Origin of the sequence: Achromobacter sp. ACM05 (assembly GCF_019218915.1) — a bacterium.
In the GTDB taxonomy this organism is placed as follows: Bacteria; Pseudomonadota; Gammaproteobacteria; order Burkholderiales; family Burkholderiaceae_B; genus Achromobacter; species Achromobacter animicus.
Genome location: NZ_JAHUWQ010000001.1, coordinates 2148276 through 2163923 on the forward strand (window position 1 = coordinate 2148276; position 15648 = coordinate 2163923).

14 protein-coding genes and 6 tRNA genes are annotated in these 15648 nt (G+C 64.5%); 3 read left to right on the top strand and 17 right to left on the bottom strand.

Annotated elements, in window-relative coordinates; all coding sequences use genetic code 11:
* Positions 1-156 precede the first annotated feature (156 nt).
* The 7 genes from KW836_RS09750 to KW836_RS09780 form a co-directional block, all read right to left on the bottom strand.
* The gene (locus KW836_RS09750) at positions 157-1692 is read right to left on the bottom strand and encodes a helix-turn-helix transcriptional regulator (protein ID WP_218343108.1); all 1536 of its coding nucleotides are present in this window, start codon (positions 1690-1692) and stop codon (positions 157-159) included.
* A 242-nt stretch (positions 1693-1934) separates the two neighbouring features.
* Positions 1935-2011: transfer RNA gene (locus tag KW836_RS09755), tRNA-Asp, on the bottom strand.
* A gap of 93 nt (positions 2012-2104) precedes the next feature.
* Positions 2105-2180 (bottom strand) — tRNA-Glu (locus KW836_RS09760).
* Between the two features lie 64 nt (positions 2181-2244).
* A tRNA-Ala gene (locus tag KW836_RS09765) sits at positions 2245-2320 on the bottom strand.
* A gap of 104 nt (positions 2321-2424) precedes the next feature.
* Positions 2425-2501: transfer RNA gene (locus KW836_RS09770), tRNA-Asp, on the bottom strand.
* A gap of 64 nt (positions 2502-2565) precedes the next feature.
* Positions 2566-2641 (bottom strand) — tRNA-Glu (locus KW836_RS09775).
* Positions 2642-2673: 32 nt separating this feature from the next.
* Positions 2674-2749: transfer RNA gene (locus KW836_RS09780), tRNA-Ala, on the bottom strand.
* 112 nt (positions 2750-2861) lie between these two features.
* Between KW836_RS09780 and KW836_RS09785 the strand changes: the two genes are divergently transcribed.
* Positions 2862-3125 carry a hypothetical protein gene (locus KW836_RS09785; RefSeq protein ID WP_218343109.1) on the top strand — a complete coding sequence of 88 codons (264 nt, stop codon included), beginning with the start codon at positions 2862-2864 and terminating at the stop codon, positions 3123-3125.
* A 55-nt stretch (positions 3126-3180) separates the two neighbouring features.
* Positions 3181-4188 (top strand): aldo/keto reductase, encoded by a 1008-nt coding sequence (locus KW836_RS09790; RefSeq protein ID WP_175186273.1) that lies wholly within the window; start codon positions 3181-3183, stop codon positions 4186-4188.
* A 73-nt stretch (positions 4189-4261) separates the two neighbouring features.
* On the opposite strand, the gene lnt is transcribed toward KW836_RS09790, so the two are convergent.
* From lnt to miaB, 5 genes are all read right to left on the bottom strand, one after another.
* Entirely contained in the window at positions 4262-5890 is a 1629-nt protein-coding gene (gene lnt / locus KW836_RS09795; RefSeq protein WP_218343110.1) for an apolipoprotein N-acyltransferase, read from the bottom strand.
* Positions 5887-6777 carry an HlyC/CorC family transporter gene (locus tag KW836_RS09800; protein WP_175124529.1) on the bottom strand — a complete coding sequence of 297 codons (891 nt, stop codon included), beginning with the start codon at positions 6775-6777 and terminating at the stop codon, positions 5887-5889. Before KW836_RS09800 ends, lnt begins: the two co-directional genes overlap by 4 nt.
* A gap of 170 nt (positions 6778-6947) precedes the next feature.
* Positions 6948-7421 (bottom strand): rRNA maturation RNase YbeY, encoded by a 474-nt coding sequence (gene ybeY, locus KW836_RS09805; RefSeq protein WP_175124530.1) that lies wholly within the window; start codon positions 7419-7421, stop codon positions 6948-6950.
* Complete coding sequence (locus tag KW836_RS09810; protein WP_175138175.1) at positions 7411-8436, bottom strand: PhoH family protein; 1026 nt, start codon at positions 8434-8436, stop codon at positions 7411-7413. Before KW836_RS09810 ends, ybeY begins: the two co-directional genes overlap by 11 nt.
* Positions 8433-9875, bottom strand: a complete 1443-nt coding sequence (gene miaB, locus KW836_RS09815) for a tRNA (N6-isopentenyl adenosine(37)-C2)-methylthiotransferase MiaB (protein WP_218343111.1) — start codon at positions 9873-9875, stop codon at positions 8433-8435. The genes KW836_RS09810 and miaB overlap by 4 nt, the downstream gene beginning before the upstream one ends.
* A gap of 169 nt (positions 9876-10044) precedes the next feature.
* Here miaB and KW836_RS09820 point away from each other — a divergent pair, with 169 nt between their 5' ends.
* Entirely contained in the window at positions 10045-10812 is a 768-nt protein-coding gene (locus KW836_RS09820; protein WP_175124533.1) for a phosphatase PAP2 family protein, read from the top strand.
* Between the two features lie 193 nt (positions 10813-11005).
* On the opposite strand, the gene KW836_RS09825 is transcribed toward KW836_RS09820, so the two are convergent.
* The 5 genes from KW836_RS09825 to yajC all read right to left on the bottom strand — a co-directional run bounded on the left by KW836_RS09825 (position 11006) and on the right by yajC (position 15533).
* The gene (locus tag KW836_RS09825; RefSeq protein ID WP_218343112.1) at positions 11006-11683 is read right to left on the bottom strand and encodes a VOC family protein; all 678 of its coding nucleotides are present in this window, start codon (positions 11681-11683) and stop codon (positions 11006-11008) included.
* Positions 11680-11973: a helix-turn-helix domain-containing protein gene (locus KW836_RS09830; RefSeq protein WP_218343113.1), complete on the bottom strand. Its 294-nt coding sequence runs from the start codon at positions 11971-11973 to the stop codon at positions 11680-11682. Before KW836_RS09830 ends, KW836_RS09825 begins: the two co-directional genes overlap by 4 nt.
* 233 nt (positions 11974-12206) lie before the next feature.
* Entirely contained in the window at positions 12207-13142 is a 936-nt protein-coding gene (gene secF, locus KW836_RS09835) for a protein translocase subunit SecF (RefSeq protein ID WP_175124534.1), read from the bottom strand.
* Positions 13143-13196: 54 nt separating this feature from the next.
* A complete protein-coding gene (gene secD, locus KW836_RS09840; protein WP_175124535.1) occupies positions 13197-15077 on the bottom strand; it encodes a protein translocase subunit SecD in 1881 nt (626 codons plus the stop codon).
* Positions 15078-15188: 111 nt separating this feature from the next.
* Complete coding sequence (gene yajC, locus KW836_RS09845) at positions 15189-15533, bottom strand: preprotein translocase subunit YajC (protein WP_042794815.1); 345 nt, start codon at positions 15531-15533, stop codon at positions 15189-15191.
* Positions 15534-15648: the final 115 nt, after the last annotated feature.

Genomic DNA, 15648 nt, shown 5'->3' on the forward strand with positions numbered 1-15648 from the left:
AATGCGTTCGACATCGCCGGATTTAGCGCACGGTTGGAAACCGATTCAAAGAAAATGGCCGCTTTTGAGCGGCCAGTCGTCCTAACGCGGCGGCATCTTCGGCGACGCGAAGATCCAGGATATTTTGATTCAAATTGTAAAAACGTAGCAAGCCGTTCAGGACTTGCCCTGCTTGTCCCGGTTGCGCGCGCTTTCGTGACCGGTGATGCCGCGGTCACGAGCCCACACGATGGCGGCGCTGCGCCGGTGCACGCCGATCTTGCTGTAGATCGTGGCCACGTGATTGCGCACGGTGTTGCGCGACAGCTTGAGCGCCTTGGCAATGCCGTCGTCATCGTGACCCTGGCAGAGCAGGCCCAGCACCTCGCGCTCGCGCGACGTAAGCTGCGCCAGTTCCGCCACGTCGCGCGTCGCGGGGGCGGGCTGGCGCAGTTGCGCCAGCTTTTCGATGATGCCGCGGCTGAACCACGAGGTGTCCTGCATGACCGCCTCGATGGCCGTCAGCAGTTCGGTCTCGGAGCGCTTGCGCTCGGTGATGTCCTGCATCACGATCAACACGCGGCGCAGCCCGCCGATCATGACGGGCTCGGCGGACACCAGGCAGTCGAGCTCGCCGCCGTCGCGCGCAATCATCACGGCTTCGCGGTTGCGCACGCTTTCGCCGCGCTTCAGGGCGGCCAGCATGCCTTCGTACGGCCGCAATCCCAGTTCGACGAGGTCCTGCTCTGCCTTGTCGTCCAACGTCAGACCCGTGGCGGCGGCAAAGGCATCATTGAGGTTCAGCACGTTCAAGGTGACGCCGTCGCAGACGGCCATCGGCACAGGGGCAAGCTGGAAGGCTTTGGAGAAGCGCTCTTCGCTTTCGCGCAGGGCCTCTTCGGTGCGCTTGCGGCCCTCCAGGTCGATGAACGTGAAAAGCATGCAGGGCTCGTCGTGCATGTCGATGGGCTGGCCTGCCACCACCACGAACTTGGAGGTGCCATCGGGCAGCTTCAGCACGCCCTCGCGCTGCGGAATGGTCTCGCCTTCATTGAGCCGAACCACCGCCGTTTCTTTGTCGTCGCTCCCGTCCAGCACATCGATTTCATAGGCCGACTTGCCCAGCACCGCGTCGCGCGAGTAGCCGGTCATTTCCAGGAACCCCTGGTTCACCTTGACGTAGCGCAGGTCCGACAGCCGGCAGATCAACGCGGGAGCCGGATTGGCCGAGAAGGTGCGTTCAAAGCGTTCCTCGGCGTTGATCTGCGCGGTCTGGTCGTGCAGGATCAGGACGCGATAGGGCATGGGGCCGCCATCGTCCAGATTGAGGCCGCGCGCAAGCAGGTTGCGCGTGAATTCGTCGTCGTCTTTACGGGTCAGATCGAGCAGCAGGTCTTCGAATTCTTCGCCCGCCGCCAGCCGGTCCAAGGGATACTGTCGCGCCGGCACGCGATGATGGTTGCGATAGGTGAGCGTATATCGCTTGCGAAAGCCCGCGGGCGTGCCGCCCAGGTCTTCCATTGATTCGGCGCCGTGCAGCGCAAGTGCGCTGGCGTTGGCCCAGGCTATCGAGCCATCGGCCTCAAGCAGGATGATGCCCTCGTTGAGGCCCGCGATGATGCTCTGCAGGTGTTGGCGATGTGCTTGGGGTGCGGCGTCGTTGGGGGTCACGTAGGCCTCTTTTTTCTTCGCATGGCGTGTACGCGCAAGCATGAAGCCGCGCGCCGGTGCTGTCCAGAGGTCAAAAGGGAGGAGTCTCGCGGAAGGGGTACAACGAGAGGGGATTGCACCGCGCGAATGGCGGCGCCGGACAGCCCATGCAAAAGCATATGCGAAAGCAAAATCAAAATTGCAGAAATCAAAAGCACAAAAGCAAAAAGCTCCGGAATCCGGAGCTTGAGATGCGTGTACTTCAAATGCGTGCTGCGAGCAGCGTTCGGTAAGCGCAAAGTGCTTGGCGGAGCGGACGGGGCTCGAACCCGCGACCCCCGGCGTGACAGGCCGGTATTCTAACCAACTGAACTACCGCTCCGCAGCGGCTTACTGATGACTTCAACTTCTTTAGTGCAACTTCTTTACTGCGGCTGTGGTGTCAAGACAGCTTTTACTACATGCCAGATGAAGCTGGCGTCCCCTAGGGGATTCGAACCCCTGTACTCACCGTGAAAGGGTGATGTCCTAGGCCTCTAGACGAAGGGGACCTGGAACCAACAAGTTTACTACTGAACTGCGTTACTACTGTACTGCGTCACTACTGAACTGCACTGGTGGAGGTAAGCGGGATCGAACCGCTGACCTCTTGCATGCCATGCAAGCGCTCTCCCAGCTGAGCTATACCCCCAGGGCGTCCTGCTGTTCCAAACTTCAAACAACAAGGTCTCACACTTATAAAACAAAAAAGCCCCGAAAACGGAGCTCTTGAAAGACTCTGAGCGAGAGAGCTTTTGGCGGAGCGGACGGGGCTCGAACCCGCGACCCCCGGCGTGACAGGCCGGTATTCTAACCAACTGAACTACCGCTCCGCAGCGGCTTAACTCAACTACATAATCACTTCAACTGCATCACTAATACTGCATGCCAGTAGACTGGCGTCCCCTAGGGGATTCGAACCCCTGTACTCACCGTGAAAGGGTGATGTCCTAGGCCTCTAGACGAAGGGGACTTGGACTTGCTGTACTGCTCTTCGCTTTGGACTGGTGGAGGTAAGCGGGATCGAACCGCTGACCTCTTGCATGCCATGCAAGCGCTCTCCCAGCTGAGCTATACCCCCGTTTCTCTAATCAATTCCTTCAACGTTTTCGCTTGAAACGCGCCGGTTAGAGCGCGTTTTTTGCTGTTTCGTTGCCGGTTTTGTTTAGTGCCGTTGGCGAAGAAACGAGATTATGCACGAACTAAATTGGGCGTGCAAGTCGCTTCATGGCAAAAAGCAAAAAGTTGCGAAAAAAGAGGGTTGGATGGGCATTCTGAGGGCGGATTTAGCGCTGTATAGGTTGCCGAGCAAGCCTTCGATTGATGCGGAAATCAATGAAATCAAAGACTTGTGCAGGTGCTATCGTGGATGGGAAAAATTTTTTCGGCGTGTGGAAATTTCCACGCGAAGGCAGCGCGGAAAGTTGACGCGGATCGGCAAGGAAATCGACACATGAGCACTTCTCCATGAGCAGCACAGGCTTTCCCACCGTCGCTCTGGGGCGCACGGACATGAACATCACGCGCATCGGCCTGGGCGCTTGGGCCATGGGCGGCAACGGGTGGGCGGTGGGCTGGGGGCCGCAGGACGACGCCGAATCCATCAAGGCGATCCGGCACGCGATTGACCGCGGCATCAACTGGATCGACACCGCCGCGGTCTACGGCCTGGGCCATTCCGAGGACATCGTGCGGCAGGCGTTGGGCCAGATGCCCGCCAGCGAGCGTCCGTACGTGTTCACCAAATGCGGCCTGACCTGGTCGCCCGAGCAGCCACAGGCGATGCCGCGGCGCACCGGCGCGCCGTCCAGCATTCGCCGAGAGCTTGAAGGGTCGTTGCGGCGGTTAGGCGTCGAGCGCATCGACCTCTATCAGATGCACTGGCCTGCGGGAGACGGCACGCCGCTGGAGGCGTACTGGCAGGAATTGCTGGATCTGAAGCAGGCCGGGAAAGTCCGCGCGGTGGGATTGTCGAACCACAACCTTGCGCAGTTGCAGGCCGCGGAACACCTGGGGCATGTAGACACCCTTCAGCCGCCGTTCTCGGCGATCCAGCGCGCCGCGGCTATCGACCTCATTCCCTGGTGCGCGGCCAATGGCACGGGCGTGATTGTCTATAGCCCCATGAATTCGGGCTTGCTGACCGGCAAGTTCAGCGCCGAGCGTGCACGGGCCTTGCCGCCGGACGATTGGCGGGCGCGGCACGCGGATTTCCGGTCGCCCGAGCTGGAGCGCAACCTGGCGCTGGCCGATGCCTTCAAGCCGATTGCGGAGCGGCACGGCGCCACCGTGGCCGCTGCCGCAGCGGCATGGACGCTGGCGTGGCCGGGTGTGACGGGCGCCATTTTGGGGGCGCGCAGCGCATCGCAGGTGGACGGGCTGATCGGCGCGGCCGAGCTGGAGCTGGATGCCGACGACATGCAGGCGATTGCAGACGCGATTGAAGTCACGGGAGCGGGCAACGGCCCGCTGCGCCCGCCCGACGAAACAGGCTCGCTGCCCGCGAACCTGTTTGCCTGAAGGAAGTCAGCCGCGCCGGGAAATGAGTTGCGCGGGGACGTCGGTGCTGCGTGGAATCAGCCGAACCGTGGAATCAGCCGCGGCGCGGGCGGCGGGCGCTGCCCACGGCCGCGATCAGCGCCAGACCGATCAGCGCCAGCGCGGTCTTGTCCCCAAAACGCGCGTAGGGCGTGAGCCCAGTCATGCCCTGCACCGATACCGGCAGCACACCCGCCTGCAGCGGCGCGAGTTGGGCGGCAACCTGGCCCTTTGCGTCGATGGCGGCGGTGATGCCGGTGTTGGTGGCGGTCAGCATCGGGCGTGCGGTCTCGATGGTGCGCAGCCGGCCGATCTGCAGATGTTGCCGCAGCGCCCAGCTATCGCCGAACCAGCCCAGGTTGCTGACGTTGACCAGGATGGTCGCGCCGGGCTCGCCGTTGGGGCCGGGCTGCAAGGCGGGCAGCAGGTCGGGACCGAAGAGGTCTTCGTAGCAGATGTTGAACGCGATGTGCTGGCCGCCGACGGCAAACGGGGTCTGGCGTTCGCCGCCGCGATCGAAGTCGCCCAGCGGGATGTTCAGCATTTCGACAAACCAGTGAAAGCCGGGCGGCACGTATTCGCCCCACGGCACCAGGTGGCGCTTGTCGTAGCGCATGGCGGTGTTGCCGCGCACCAGCTGTTCAACGGGCGTGGCGCCGTCAAAACCGATGACACTGTTGGTATAGCGCTCGCGGCCGTTGACGCGGTCATGCAGCGGCACGCCCATCGCGATGACGGTGTTGCGTTGGCCGGCCAGGTCGCGCCAGACTTCCCAGACGCGCGGATCGAGCTGGTCCTGGAAGATGGGCACCACGGTTTCCGGCAGGATCACCAATTGCGGCGCGGGCACGCCGGGCGCCCCGGGCAGGGCTGTCAGCTCCAGATGGCGCCGCAGGCTTTGCTCGAGGAGCGCAGGATCGAATTTCTGGGATTGCCCGATGTTGCCCTGCACGAGCCGCACGTTGAGCGGGTCGCCAACCGGCGCCGACCAGTCGATGCGGGACAGTGGCCAGCCCGCCGCAGCAAGCGCCACCGCGACGCCAGCGGCCAGCGCGTGGCGCGGACCCATGCCGGCCGTGCGCGAAGGCTGCCACAGGCTTGCGGCCGCCGCCGCGACGAATGCGGCCAGGAATGCCATGCCGTGCACGCCGAGCAGCGGCGCCCAGCCTGCAATGGGGCTGTCGACCTGCGCATAGCCGATGTTCAGCCACGGAAAGCCGGTGAGCAGCACCGAACGAAGCCATTCGAACGCGCCCCACATCGCAGCCCAGGCCGCCGTGGCGGCCAGGATGCGGGACGGGGCGGAATCGGCGGACAGCGGCGCGTAGCGGCGCGCCAGTGCATTGGCGGTCGCGGGAAACAGGGCCAGGAATGCTGACAGCGCCAGCACGGCCGCGACAGCCAGCGGTGCGGCAAGATCGCCGTAGCGGTGCAGGCTGATGAAGATCCAGTACAACCCGAGCGCGTAGCTGGCAAAGTTGAACAGCCAGCCGCGTAGCCACGCCTGACGCGCCGACGGCGCATACAGCGTGACGCGCGCCAGCACGGCCAGCGCGGCGATCTGGGTGAACGCCAGCGCCCATCCGGGCAGCGGGCCGGGGGCAAAGGTCAGGGCGTGGACGGCGCCCGCCAGCACGAGGCCGGCGGCGCCACGCAGGAGTCGGCCGCGCGGGGTGCTGGTCATGCGTCGGTGGCGGGTGCTTCGGTCTGGGGTGTGGCCAGGCGCTTGACGCGCAGCCAGATGGCCCGGCGGGCGTCGCCGCGCGCCACTTCAAGGCGCAGGCCGTCGAAATCGGCGTGGTCGCCGCGGCGCGGAATACGGCCCAATTGGCCGCCCATCCAGCCGCCCACGCTGTCGTACTCGTCGTCGGGCAGTTGGCAGCCGAACACTTCGTTGAAGTGCGAGATGTCGGTGGCCGCGAGCACGCGCCACTGGTTCTCGCCTTCGGGGAAGATGGAATCTTCTTCGGTTTCGTCGAACTCGTCTTCGATGTCGCCGACGATCTGTTCCAGCACGTCTTCCATCGTCACCAGGCCCGAAATGCCGCCATGCTCGTCAATGACGATGGCCTGGTGGTTGCGGCTGGCGCGGAACTCGTGCAGCAGCACGTTCAAGCGTTTGGATTCGGGAATGAAGACGGCGGGGCGGACCAGCGTGCGCATTTCGATGTTGGGCTCGAGCATGCAGCGCAGCAGATCCTTGGCCAGCAGGATGCCGATGATGTTGTCGCGATCGCCCTCGTAGACGGGGAACCGCGAATGCGCGGTTTCGATCACCGAAGCCACCAGGTACGGGATGGGCTGCGTGACATCGAGCAGATCCATGCGCGAGCGCGGGACCATGATGTCGCCGACAGTGCCCTCGGACACGGCGAGCGCGCCCTTGATCATCTTGTACGACTCCGCGTCGAGCAACTGGCGTTCGTGCGCGGCTTCGAGGACGGCCTTGATGCCTTCGCGGTCCTCGGGCTCTTTGCGCACAAGGGAAAGCAGGCGGTCTAGGAGGGATTTGGTGGCGGGTTTGGTAGAGCGAGCAGGCGTCGCTTCGGGAGCAGGGTAAGGGTCAGACATCGTCCGGGAGGACAAGTTAGGGAGGAGCCAGCATAACCGATACTGGCCCATCGTTTGTAACGCCGGCCCGGAAAATGGCTGCAATGGACGCGATCTGCGCCTTGCTGCACGCCATTTGCCGGCATTTTCTCAGGGTTGTCCCGAGGCTACCGGCACGCGGGTGGCGGCGGTCAGTCGGCCACGTACGGATCGGCAATGCCCATCTGCGCAAGCGTCGCGGTTTCCAACGCTTCCATGCGCTTGGCTTCGCGCGCCTTGATGTGGTCGTAGCCCAGCGAGTGCAGCACGCCGTGGATGGTGAGGTGCGCGGCGTGGTCCAAAAGCGTCTTGCGCTGCTCGCGGGCCTCGCGCACCAGCACGGGCACGCACATGACGATGTCGCCGCGCGCCACGCCCACGGGATCCACGCCGTACTCGAAGGTCAGCACGTTGGTGGCGTAGTCGCGGCCGCGGAAGTCGCGGTTCAGGCGGCGGCCCTCGGCCGCGCCGACCAGCCGAAGGCTCAGTTCAGCGGCCGAAAATTCGACCAGACCGTCTTCAAAGGCGGCGCCCAGCGCGCGCTCTGCCCAGCGGCGCAGGCGCCAGCGGGGCAGGCGGGCCTCTTCGACGCCGTACTGCACGGACAGGGACAGCTCAGGCTTCATCTTCGGCGGCGCGGTCGTAAGCGTCGACAATGCGGGCGACCAGGGGGTGGCGCACGACATCGCGGCTGGTGAACTTGGTGGTGGCGATGCCCTGCACGTCATGCAGCACCTTGACCGCATGCGCCAGCCCGCTTTCCTGGCCGCGCGGCAGGTCGACCTGCGACGGGTCGCCGGTGATGACCGCCTTGCTGCCGAAGCCGATCCGCGTCAGGAACATCTTCATCTGCTCGGGCGTCGTGTTCTGCGCCTCGTCGAGGATGACAAAGGCGTGGTTCAGCGTGCGGCCGCGCATGTAGGCCAGCGGGGCGATCTCGATGGTCTGCTTCTCGAACAGGCGCTGGACCTTTTCGAAGCCCATCAGGTCGTACAGCGCGTCATACAGCGGGCGCAGGTACGGGTCGACCTTTTGCGCCAGGTCGCCGGGCAGAAAGCCCAGGCGTTCGCCGGCTTCGACGGCGGGGCGGGTCAGCACCAGGCGTTGCACCGTGTCGCGTTCCATGGCGTCGATGGCGCAGGCCACGGCCAGCCAGGTCTTGCCCGTGCCGGCGGGGCCGACGCCGAACGTGATGTCGTGCTTGAGGATGTTGTTCAGGTAGTCGCGCTGGCGCGGCGTGCGCGGGCGCAGGTCGCTGCGCTTGGTGCGCAGCGCGATGCCGTCGCTTTCATCGTCCAGGGCGGGCAGGGCGTCCAGTTCCCGGGCCTGCTCTTCCTTGAGCTTGTCTTCCTGGCGCCCCACGCCGATCTCGACCAGTCCAAGCTGGATGTCGTCGATCGACAGGGCGCGGTGCACGGCCTGTTCGTGGAAGCGGCGCAGGATGCGGCCCGCCAGTTCGGCCCGCTCGCCTTCGATGGTGACGCGGCTGCCGCGGCGCGACAGCTTGACGGTCATGCCGTCGGCCAGTTGCCGCAGGTTTTCGTCCAGGGGGCCGCAGAGATTGGCCAGGTGGGTGTTGTCGCCGTCCAGGTTGACGATGACGGGCATGCTGCGACGCGCGCGGGGGCGGGGTGTGGTCATTCAGCCTCTTGCGAAGTGCGGTCCACGTCGGCCACGCGGGCACGCAGCGAATTCGTGTGCGCCTCGGTGATGACGACGTCGACCATTTGTCCGATGAGCCGCGCGGGCGCGGGGAAATTGACGATGCGGTTGTTCTCGGTGCGGCCCATGAGTTCGTTCGGGTCGCGGCGCGAGGGGCCTTCGACCAGCAGGCGCTGACGCGTGCCCACCATGTTGCGGGCGATCGTTGCCGCCTGGTCGTTGATGAGCGCCTGCAGGCGCTGCAGACGGCGCAGCTTCACGTCCTGCGGGGTGTCGTCGGTGAGGTCCGCGGCGGGCGTGCCCGGGCGGCGCGAATACACGAACGAGAACGAGGTGTCGAAGCCGACGTCCTCGATCAGCTTGAGCGTCTTTTCGAAGTCTTCCTCGGTCTCGCCGGGAAAGCCCACGATGAAGTCCGAGGACAGCGTCAGATTCGGGCGGGCGGCACGCAGGCGGCGCACGACCGACTTGAATTCCAGCGTGGTGTAGCCGCGCTTCATGCCGGCCAGCACGCGGTCGCTGCCGGCTTGCACGGGCAGGTGCAGGAACGACACCAGCTTGGGCAGGCGGGCGTAGGCGTCCACCATGCGCTGGGTCATTTCCTTGGGGTGCGAGGTCGTGTAGCGGATGCGCTCGATGCCGGGAATTTCATGCACGTATTCCAGCAGCATCGCAAAGTCGGCGATCTCGTCGGAGTCCGTCATGCGGCCGCGGTAGGCGTTCACGTTCTGGCCCAGCAGCGTCACTTCCTTGACGCCCTGGTCCGCCAGGTCGGCCACTTCGATCAGGACGTCGTCGAACGGACGCGAGACCTCTTCGCCGCGCGTGTAGGGCACGACGCAGAAGCTGCAGTATTTGCTACAGCCTTCCATGATCGAGACAAAGGCCGTGGCGCCTTCGACGCGCGGCGGCGGCATGTTGTCGAACTTTTCGATCTCGGGAAAGCTGATGTCGACCTGCGAACGGCCTTCGTCGCGGCGGCGCTTGATGAGGTCCGGCAGGCGGTGCAGGGTCTGCGGTCCGAACACCACGTCGACATACGGCGCGCGTTTGACGATGGCCTCGCCTTCCTGGCTGGCGACACAGCCGCCCACGCCGATGACGAGGTTCGGATTGGTCTTCTTCAGGTGCTGCACGCGGCCCAGATCCGAAAACACCTTTTCCTGCGCCTTTTCGCGCACGGAACAGGTGTTGAACAGGATGACGTCCGCCTCTTCCGGATTGTCGGTCAGTTCGAGCCCGCCCTGGTCCTCGCGCAGCACGTCGGCCATCTTGTCCGAGTCGTACTCGTTCATCTGGCAGCCGAAGGTGCGGATGTACAGCTTGCGGGGGGAGCCGGCGCCGGGAGTGGCCGAAGGCAGGGCGGCGGAGACGCCGTCGCGGGGATTGCCCGCGCGCTTGAGAGAGGTTTCTTGCATGATGGTCGCCGTGACGGGTGTAGATCCCGGGGGCTGGAAAGGGGGAAAGGGCGGATTTTAACCCTTGCCCAAGAATTGTTTCTTGGACGCGCGCGCGTTGGCCGTTACGATAGCGGTCCGCGCGCCCGCAGGCGCCGGTAAAATCCCTTTTTTCTCCCGAGCGGCACCGATGAATTCCAATCGCCTTACGCCTCCGGCAGCCGCTCCGTCCCTCGCTGGCGGGACCGGTTCCGCAGTCCAGGACGAATACCGTAATCCGTACCCCGCGTCCGTGTGGGCGCTGCTGGCGGGCGCGCTGGCGCTAGCCGCCGCGGCGTGCGCGCTGTGGGTCGATCTGCCGCTGGCCATCTGGATCCAGAAATCGGTGTCGGAAGGCGTCGACCAATCCTTTGAGTGGGTGGGCGAGCTGGGCGAAAGCGGCCATTACATCGTCATGGCGCTGGCGTTCTACGTGACCGGCCTGGTGGGCCTGGCGCGCGGATGGCGCAATCCGCTGCGCGTCAGCTATGCTGCCATGGCGCGCGGCAGCTTGCTGATGCTGTCGACCATGGCGGTCGGCGGGCTGGTGGTGCTGGTGCTAAAACGCACCGTGGCCCGGGCGCGGCCCGAGTTGTTCTTCGAGCAAGGCATTTACGGGCTGGGCGAATCGTTTTCGCGCGCTCAGCAGTTCAATTCGTTTCCGTCCAGCCACACCTACGCGGCCTTCTCCGTGGCGGTGGTGTTGGGCATTCTGGCGCCCCGTTGGCGCTGGGTGTTCCTGCTGCTGGCGGCGCTGGTGGCGATTAGCCGGCTGGTGAACCTTGATCACTACCTGTCGGACGTGATGACGGCTGCCGGCATCGCCGTGCTGGTCGGGCACTATCTGGCCCCCCGCGTGCTGTGCAGCAAGTATCAATGGCCGCTGCGCGCGCCGTGGCGCTGGTGGAAGAAAGGCTAAGGCAGCACCTGGACGCCAGAGAAGACCGCGGGAGGCAGATCACCCCGCGGTTTTTTTTCGGTCGTTGAAAGGCGTCGTCGCGAGGCATGGCGTGCAGGGACGGATACTCCATGGCGGCAGGCTATGGATGAAACCTAGGCGTCCGGCCCCGGATGCACCCAACGCGCGTCAGGTCACGGCTACACCGCAGGCGTCACGTCAGCAGCTTGATTCCGGACGGCGTTTCGATCTGCGCGCGCAGGCGGGCCGGGCCATCGGCCTGCTCGACGTCGATCAGGCTATCCGCACCCATCCAGGCGAGCCCCTGGCGCAGCAGCGAGGCGCGGGGGTGGCAGCCGGTCAGACGCAGCAGCCGCAGCGGCTGGCGCGGCAGCGTCGCGCCCGGCGTGTTTTCCACGTCCCATTGGATCAGCGTGGGAAGCAGGCCTTCGCCGGCCTCGTAACCGGCTTCGCGCCATGCCGGCAGGCTGCCGTCATCCGGCACGGTCAGGCGCCAGCGCAGGTCGCCGCGCGTCATGGCGATGGCGGGCGGCAGCCGGTCGGGGTGATCGGCCTGCATGCGCGTCAGATCCAGCGGCGCCTCCACGCGCGCGGCCCAATGGGCCAGGAATGGCCCTTGTTCGATGCGTGCGCGCACGTCACCCTGGTCCAGTCCAAACCAGCGGGGGCGATCAGGCGCCGGCGCGTCGGGATCGATGGCAATGACTTCCAGGTACACGCCGTCCGCCATGCCCAGCACCCGGTTATGGGTGCCCATGCGCGGATGCGCCCCGCCGCCCTGCGGCGCGATGCCGAGCAGGCCGGCAACATATTCGGTGCCGCTGGCGAGGTCCGCGGCGGCGATGACGAGGTGGTCGATGGAGAGTTTCATGAGGGGCATGGTAACGAATGCGCGCGCGTCTGTATGCGTTGGTTGAGCGCAACCAGCGCCTTAATGACCCGTTCCAGAGAAATGTTCTGGAGCTTGTACCTCCGGATTTGAGACACCTTGGGCTGCGTCATCCATGTCAGCGCGGCGACCTCCCGCTGGTTCAGGGCGCGTGCGTCGATCAAGTCGTTCAATCGGATGGCCAATTGGACCTTGGCCGTCAGCTCTGCTGCGTCGTCAAAGCCAAGGTCATAAAGCACGTTCTGCGTGCCAACAGTAGTAGTGCGAGTCATGTTGAGTTCCGAGTCTGGTGCCAGCACGCAATGGCTCAATTCCGCCGAATGGAGGCGAAATTTGGCAGGCCAAATCAAGATGTCTGTTCGGATGCACAAATCAACTGTCCGCAAGGGAATCAGACGAGCTAACCAGCAAAGGTGCGCGAGGCTATTAGTATTGAACGCAGCTGCCCACGCAAAAAGAAAAACCCGTCGCAAGCGACGGGTTTTGCATGTCAGCAGGCCGGCAATCAGGCGACTTCGCCTTCCTCGCCTTCCTTCTTGACCGGCTTGACCAGGTCTTCGCGCTTGACGCCCATCCACATGGCCAGCGCGGCGGCGACGAACACCGACGAGTAGATGCCGAACCAGATGCCGATGGTCAGGGCCATGGCGAAGTAGTGCAGGGTGGGGCCGCCGAAGAACAGCATGGCCAGCACCATCATCTGGGTCGAACCGTGGGTGATGATGGTCCGCGAGATGGTCTGCGTGATGGCGCTGTTGATGACTTCGTGCACGTCCGCCTTGCGGTATTTGCGGAAGTTTTCACGGATCCGGTCCATGATGACCACCGATTCGTTCACGGAGTAGCCCAGCACGGCCAGCACGCCTGCCAGCACCGCCAGCGAGAACTCCCACTGGAAGAACGCAAAGAAGCCCAGGATGATGACCACGTCGTGCAGGTTGGCGATGACGCCGGCGACCGCGAACTTCCATTCGAAGCGGAAGCCGAGATAGATCATGATGCCGATCACGACGACCAGCAGGGCCATCAGACCGTTGTGCAGCAGTTCTTGCCCGACCTGCGGGCCCACGAACTCGACGCGGCGCAGTTCCACGCCCGAGTCGGCGGCCTTCAGTGCGGCCATGACGGTCTCGCTCTGCGTGGCGGACGTCTGGCCTTCCTGCAGGGGCAGGCGGATCATGACGTCGTGCGAGGTGCCGAAGTTCTGGACCTGGAAGTCGGTGTAGCCCAGCTTGGACACCACGCCGCGCACGTTTTCAAGCTGTGCGGTCTGGGCGTAGTTGACTTCCATGACCGTGCCGCCGGTGAACTCGATCGACAGGTGAAAGCCGCGCGTGACGATGAAGAAGACCGCCAGCAGGAAGGTGACGAGACTGATGATGTTCAGCACCAGCGCATGGCGCATAAACGGGATGGTGCGGTGAATCCGGAAAAATTCCATTTTTCGCCTTCGGTTCTTTTCTGTGGCGGACGGCCCGGGCCGTCCGCCCTATTTTCAGTTTGCCTTCGGCTTCCAGACTTCGCCGATGGAGATCGAGGTGAGCTTCTTCTTGCGGCCGTAGTACAGGTTGGCCAGCGCGCGCACGCCCACGACAGACGAGAACATCGAGGTCAGGATGCCCAGGCAGTGAACCACCGCGAAGCCCCGGATCGGGCCCGAACCGAACGCCAGCAGCGCCAGGCCCACGATCAGCGTGGTGAGGTTCGAGTCAAGAATGGTGCCCCACGCGCGTTCGAAGCCGTGATGGATGGCCTGCTGGGGTGTGGCCCCCGCGCGCAGCTCTTCCCGTATGCGCTCGTTGATCAGCACGTTCGAGTCAATGGCCATGCCCAGCGTCAGTGCGATAGCCGCGATACCGGGCAGCGTCAACGTTGCCTGCAGCATGGACAGCAAGGCCAGCAGCAGCAGCACGTTGAAGGTCAGGCCGATCGTGGAGAACACGCCGAACAGGTGGTAGTAGATGATGATGAACGCGGCGATGGCCAGGAACCCGTACAGCGTCGAGTAGAAGCCCTTCGAGATGTTGTCGGCGCCCAGGCTCGGGCCGATGGTGCGTTCCTCGATGATGGACATCGGAGCGGCCAGCGCGCCGGCGCGCAGCAGCAGTGCGGTGTCGGCGGCTTCTTCGGACGACATGCTGCCCGAGATCTGCACTTGGCCGCCCGCGATTTCGCCGCGGATGACAGGCGCGGTGACCACTTCGCCCTTGCCGTTTTCAAACAGCAGGATGGCCATGCGCTTGTTGATGTTGTCGCGGGTGACGTCGCGGAAGATGCGGGCGCCCTTGGAATCCAGCGTCAGGTGGACGGCGGCCTGCTGGGTCTGCGAATCGCGGCCGGGCTGGGCGTCCTGCAGGTTTTCGCCGGTCAGGATGACTTGGCGGCGGACCAGGATGGGACGGCCGTCGCGGTCGTTGTAGCGCTCGAGACCGAACGGGACGCTGCCGCCCAGCAGCGCGGCCTGCGCGGCGGGGGAGTCGTCGACCATACGGATTTCGAGCGTGGCGGTGCGGCCCAGCAGTTCCTTGGCCTTGGCCACGTCCTGCACGCCAGGCAGTTGCACCACGATGCGGTCCGAACCCTGTTGCTGGATGACCGGTTCGGCCACGCCCAGTTCGTTGATGCGGTTGTGCAGCGTGTTGATGTTCTGCTTGAGCGCGGAATCCTGCACGCGGGTGACGGCGGCCGGGTTCAGGGAGGCCAGCAGCAATTGCTTGCCGCCTTCTTCGCGTTCGGTGAACTCCAGGTCCGGCAGGCGCGAGCGCAGCGTCGAGATGGCGCGGTCGCGGTCGTCGGTGTTGGCGAAGGTGGCGGCGATGCTCTGGCCGGAGCGTTCAACGCCGGCCACAGGGATCTTCTGGTCGCGCAGCACCGAGCGCACGTCGGCGGACAACGAGTCGTAGCGGGCGGTCAGGGCGCCCTGCATGTCGACCTGCAGCAGGAAGTGCACGCCGCCGCGCAGGTCCAGACCCAGGTACATGGGCTTGGGCGCGAACCAGCCCAGCGCGCGCATCCAGGGCGGCGAGGCCGGCAGCAGGTTCAGCGCCACGGTGTATTGCGGGTCGCCGGGAACGGTATTGAGCGATTTTTCGATCAGGTCGCGGGCCTGCAGCTGCACGTCGGTCGACGGGAAGCGGGCGCGCACGGTGCCGAGCGTGCCGTTCAATTCGAAATAGGCGCCTTCGTTGGGGATCTTGGCGTCGGCCAGGATCTGTTCCACGCGGGCCAGCACGGCGGTGTCGACCTTGACCGTGGCTTTGGCGCTGGACACCTGTACGGCGGGGGATTCGCCGTAGAAATTGGGAAGCGTGTACAGCAGGCCAATGAGGACCGCGACCAGGACCGTAATGTACTTCCAGAGGGGATAGCGGTTCATTGCCGGCTACTTCATGTAAAGAGATGAAAGGGCCGCCCGAGCGGGTGAGCGCGGCGGGCGGCGGTAGGCGCCTTCAAGGACAAGAGCCCCGTTGGGGCTCTTCTGGGACGCTTACAGGGCCTTGATGGTTCCCTTGGGCAGAACGGTCGAGACCGACGACTTCTGCATGATGACTTCGACGGGCTTGTCGGCCAGTTCGGAGACTTCGACGGTGACGTAGCTGTCGTTGACCTTGGTGACCTTGCCGAGCAGGCCGCCGGCGGTGACGACTTCGTCACCCTTGGCCAGGGCCGCGATCAGGTTGCGGTGTTCCTTCTGGCGCTTCATCTGCGGACGGATCATCAGGAAATAGAGGATCACGAACATCAGGATGATGGGCAGCATGCCCATCAGCGCATTGCCTTCGGGGGCGGCGGCCTGGGCCACGACGAGGCTGGCGGTATCGATAACGGACATTGAATTCTCCTGCGTTTGAGTCTGTTTGGGTTTATCGCTATGTTTTTAATGCGCCCATCCCCGCGCGAGCCATGGATAGGGCAAGCCGACTATTGTATAGAGGTTATCGCCCGCC

What these genes read in the sequence shown, in the direction of transcription:
- KW836_RS09825 (WP_218343112.1), bottom strand. Translation starts at nt 11,683, where the DNA reads ATGAAACTCTCCATCGACCACCTCGTCATCGCCGCCGCGGACCTCGCC.
- secD (WP_175124535.1), bottom strand. Translation starts at nt 15,077, where the DNA reads ATGAACCGCTATCCCCTCTGGAAGTACATTACGGTCCTGGTCGCGGTC.
- KW836_RS09800 (WP_175124529.1), bottom strand. Translation starts at nt 6,777, where the DNA reads ATGTCTGACCCTTACCCTGCTCCCGAAGCGACGCCTGCTCGCTCTACC.
- lnt (WP_218343110.1), bottom strand. Translation starts at nt 5,890, where the DNA reads ATGACCAGCACCCCGCGCGGCCGACTCCTGCGTGGCGCCGCCGGCCTC.
- KW836_RS09820 (WP_175124533.1), top strand. Translation starts at nt 10,045, where the DNA reads ATGAATTCCAATCGCCTTACGCCTCCGGCAGCCGCTCCGTCCCTCGCT.
- KW836_RS09790 (WP_175186273.1), top strand. Translation starts at nt 3,181, where the DNA reads ATGAACATCACGCGCATCGGCCTGGGCGCTTGGGCCATGGGCGGCAAC.
- yajC (WP_042794815.1), bottom strand. Translation starts at nt 15,533, where the DNA reads ATGTCCGTTATCGATACCGCCAGCCTCGTCGTGGCCCAGGCCGCCGCC.
- ybeY (WP_175124530.1), bottom strand. Translation starts at nt 7,421, where the DNA reads ATGAAGCCTGAGCTGTCCCTGTCCGTGCAGTACGGCGTCGAAGAGGCC.
- miaB (WP_218343111.1), bottom strand. Translation starts at nt 9,875, where the DNA reads ATGCAAGAAACCTCTCTCAAGCGCGCGGGCAATCCCCGCGACGGCGTC.
- secF (WP_175124534.1), bottom strand. Translation starts at nt 13,142, where the DNA reads ATGGAATTTTTCCGGATTCACCGCACCATCCCGTTTATGCGCCATGCG.
- KW836_RS09750 (WP_218343108.1), bottom strand. Translation starts at nt 1,692, where the DNA reads ATGCTTGCGCGTACACGCCATGCGAAGAAAAAAGAGGCCTACGTGACC.
- KW836_RS09830 (WP_218343113.1), bottom strand. Translation starts at nt 11,973, where the DNA reads ATGACTCGCACTACTACTGTTGGCACGCAGAACGTGCTTTATGACCTT.
- KW836_RS09785 (WP_218343109.1), top strand. Translation starts at nt 2,862, where the DNA reads ATGCACGAACTAAATTGGGCGTGCAAGTCGCTTCATGGCAAAAAGCAA.
- KW836_RS09810 (WP_175138175.1), bottom strand. Translation starts at nt 8,436, where the DNA reads ATGACCACACCCCGCCCCCGCGCGCGTCGCAGCATGCCCGTCATCGTC.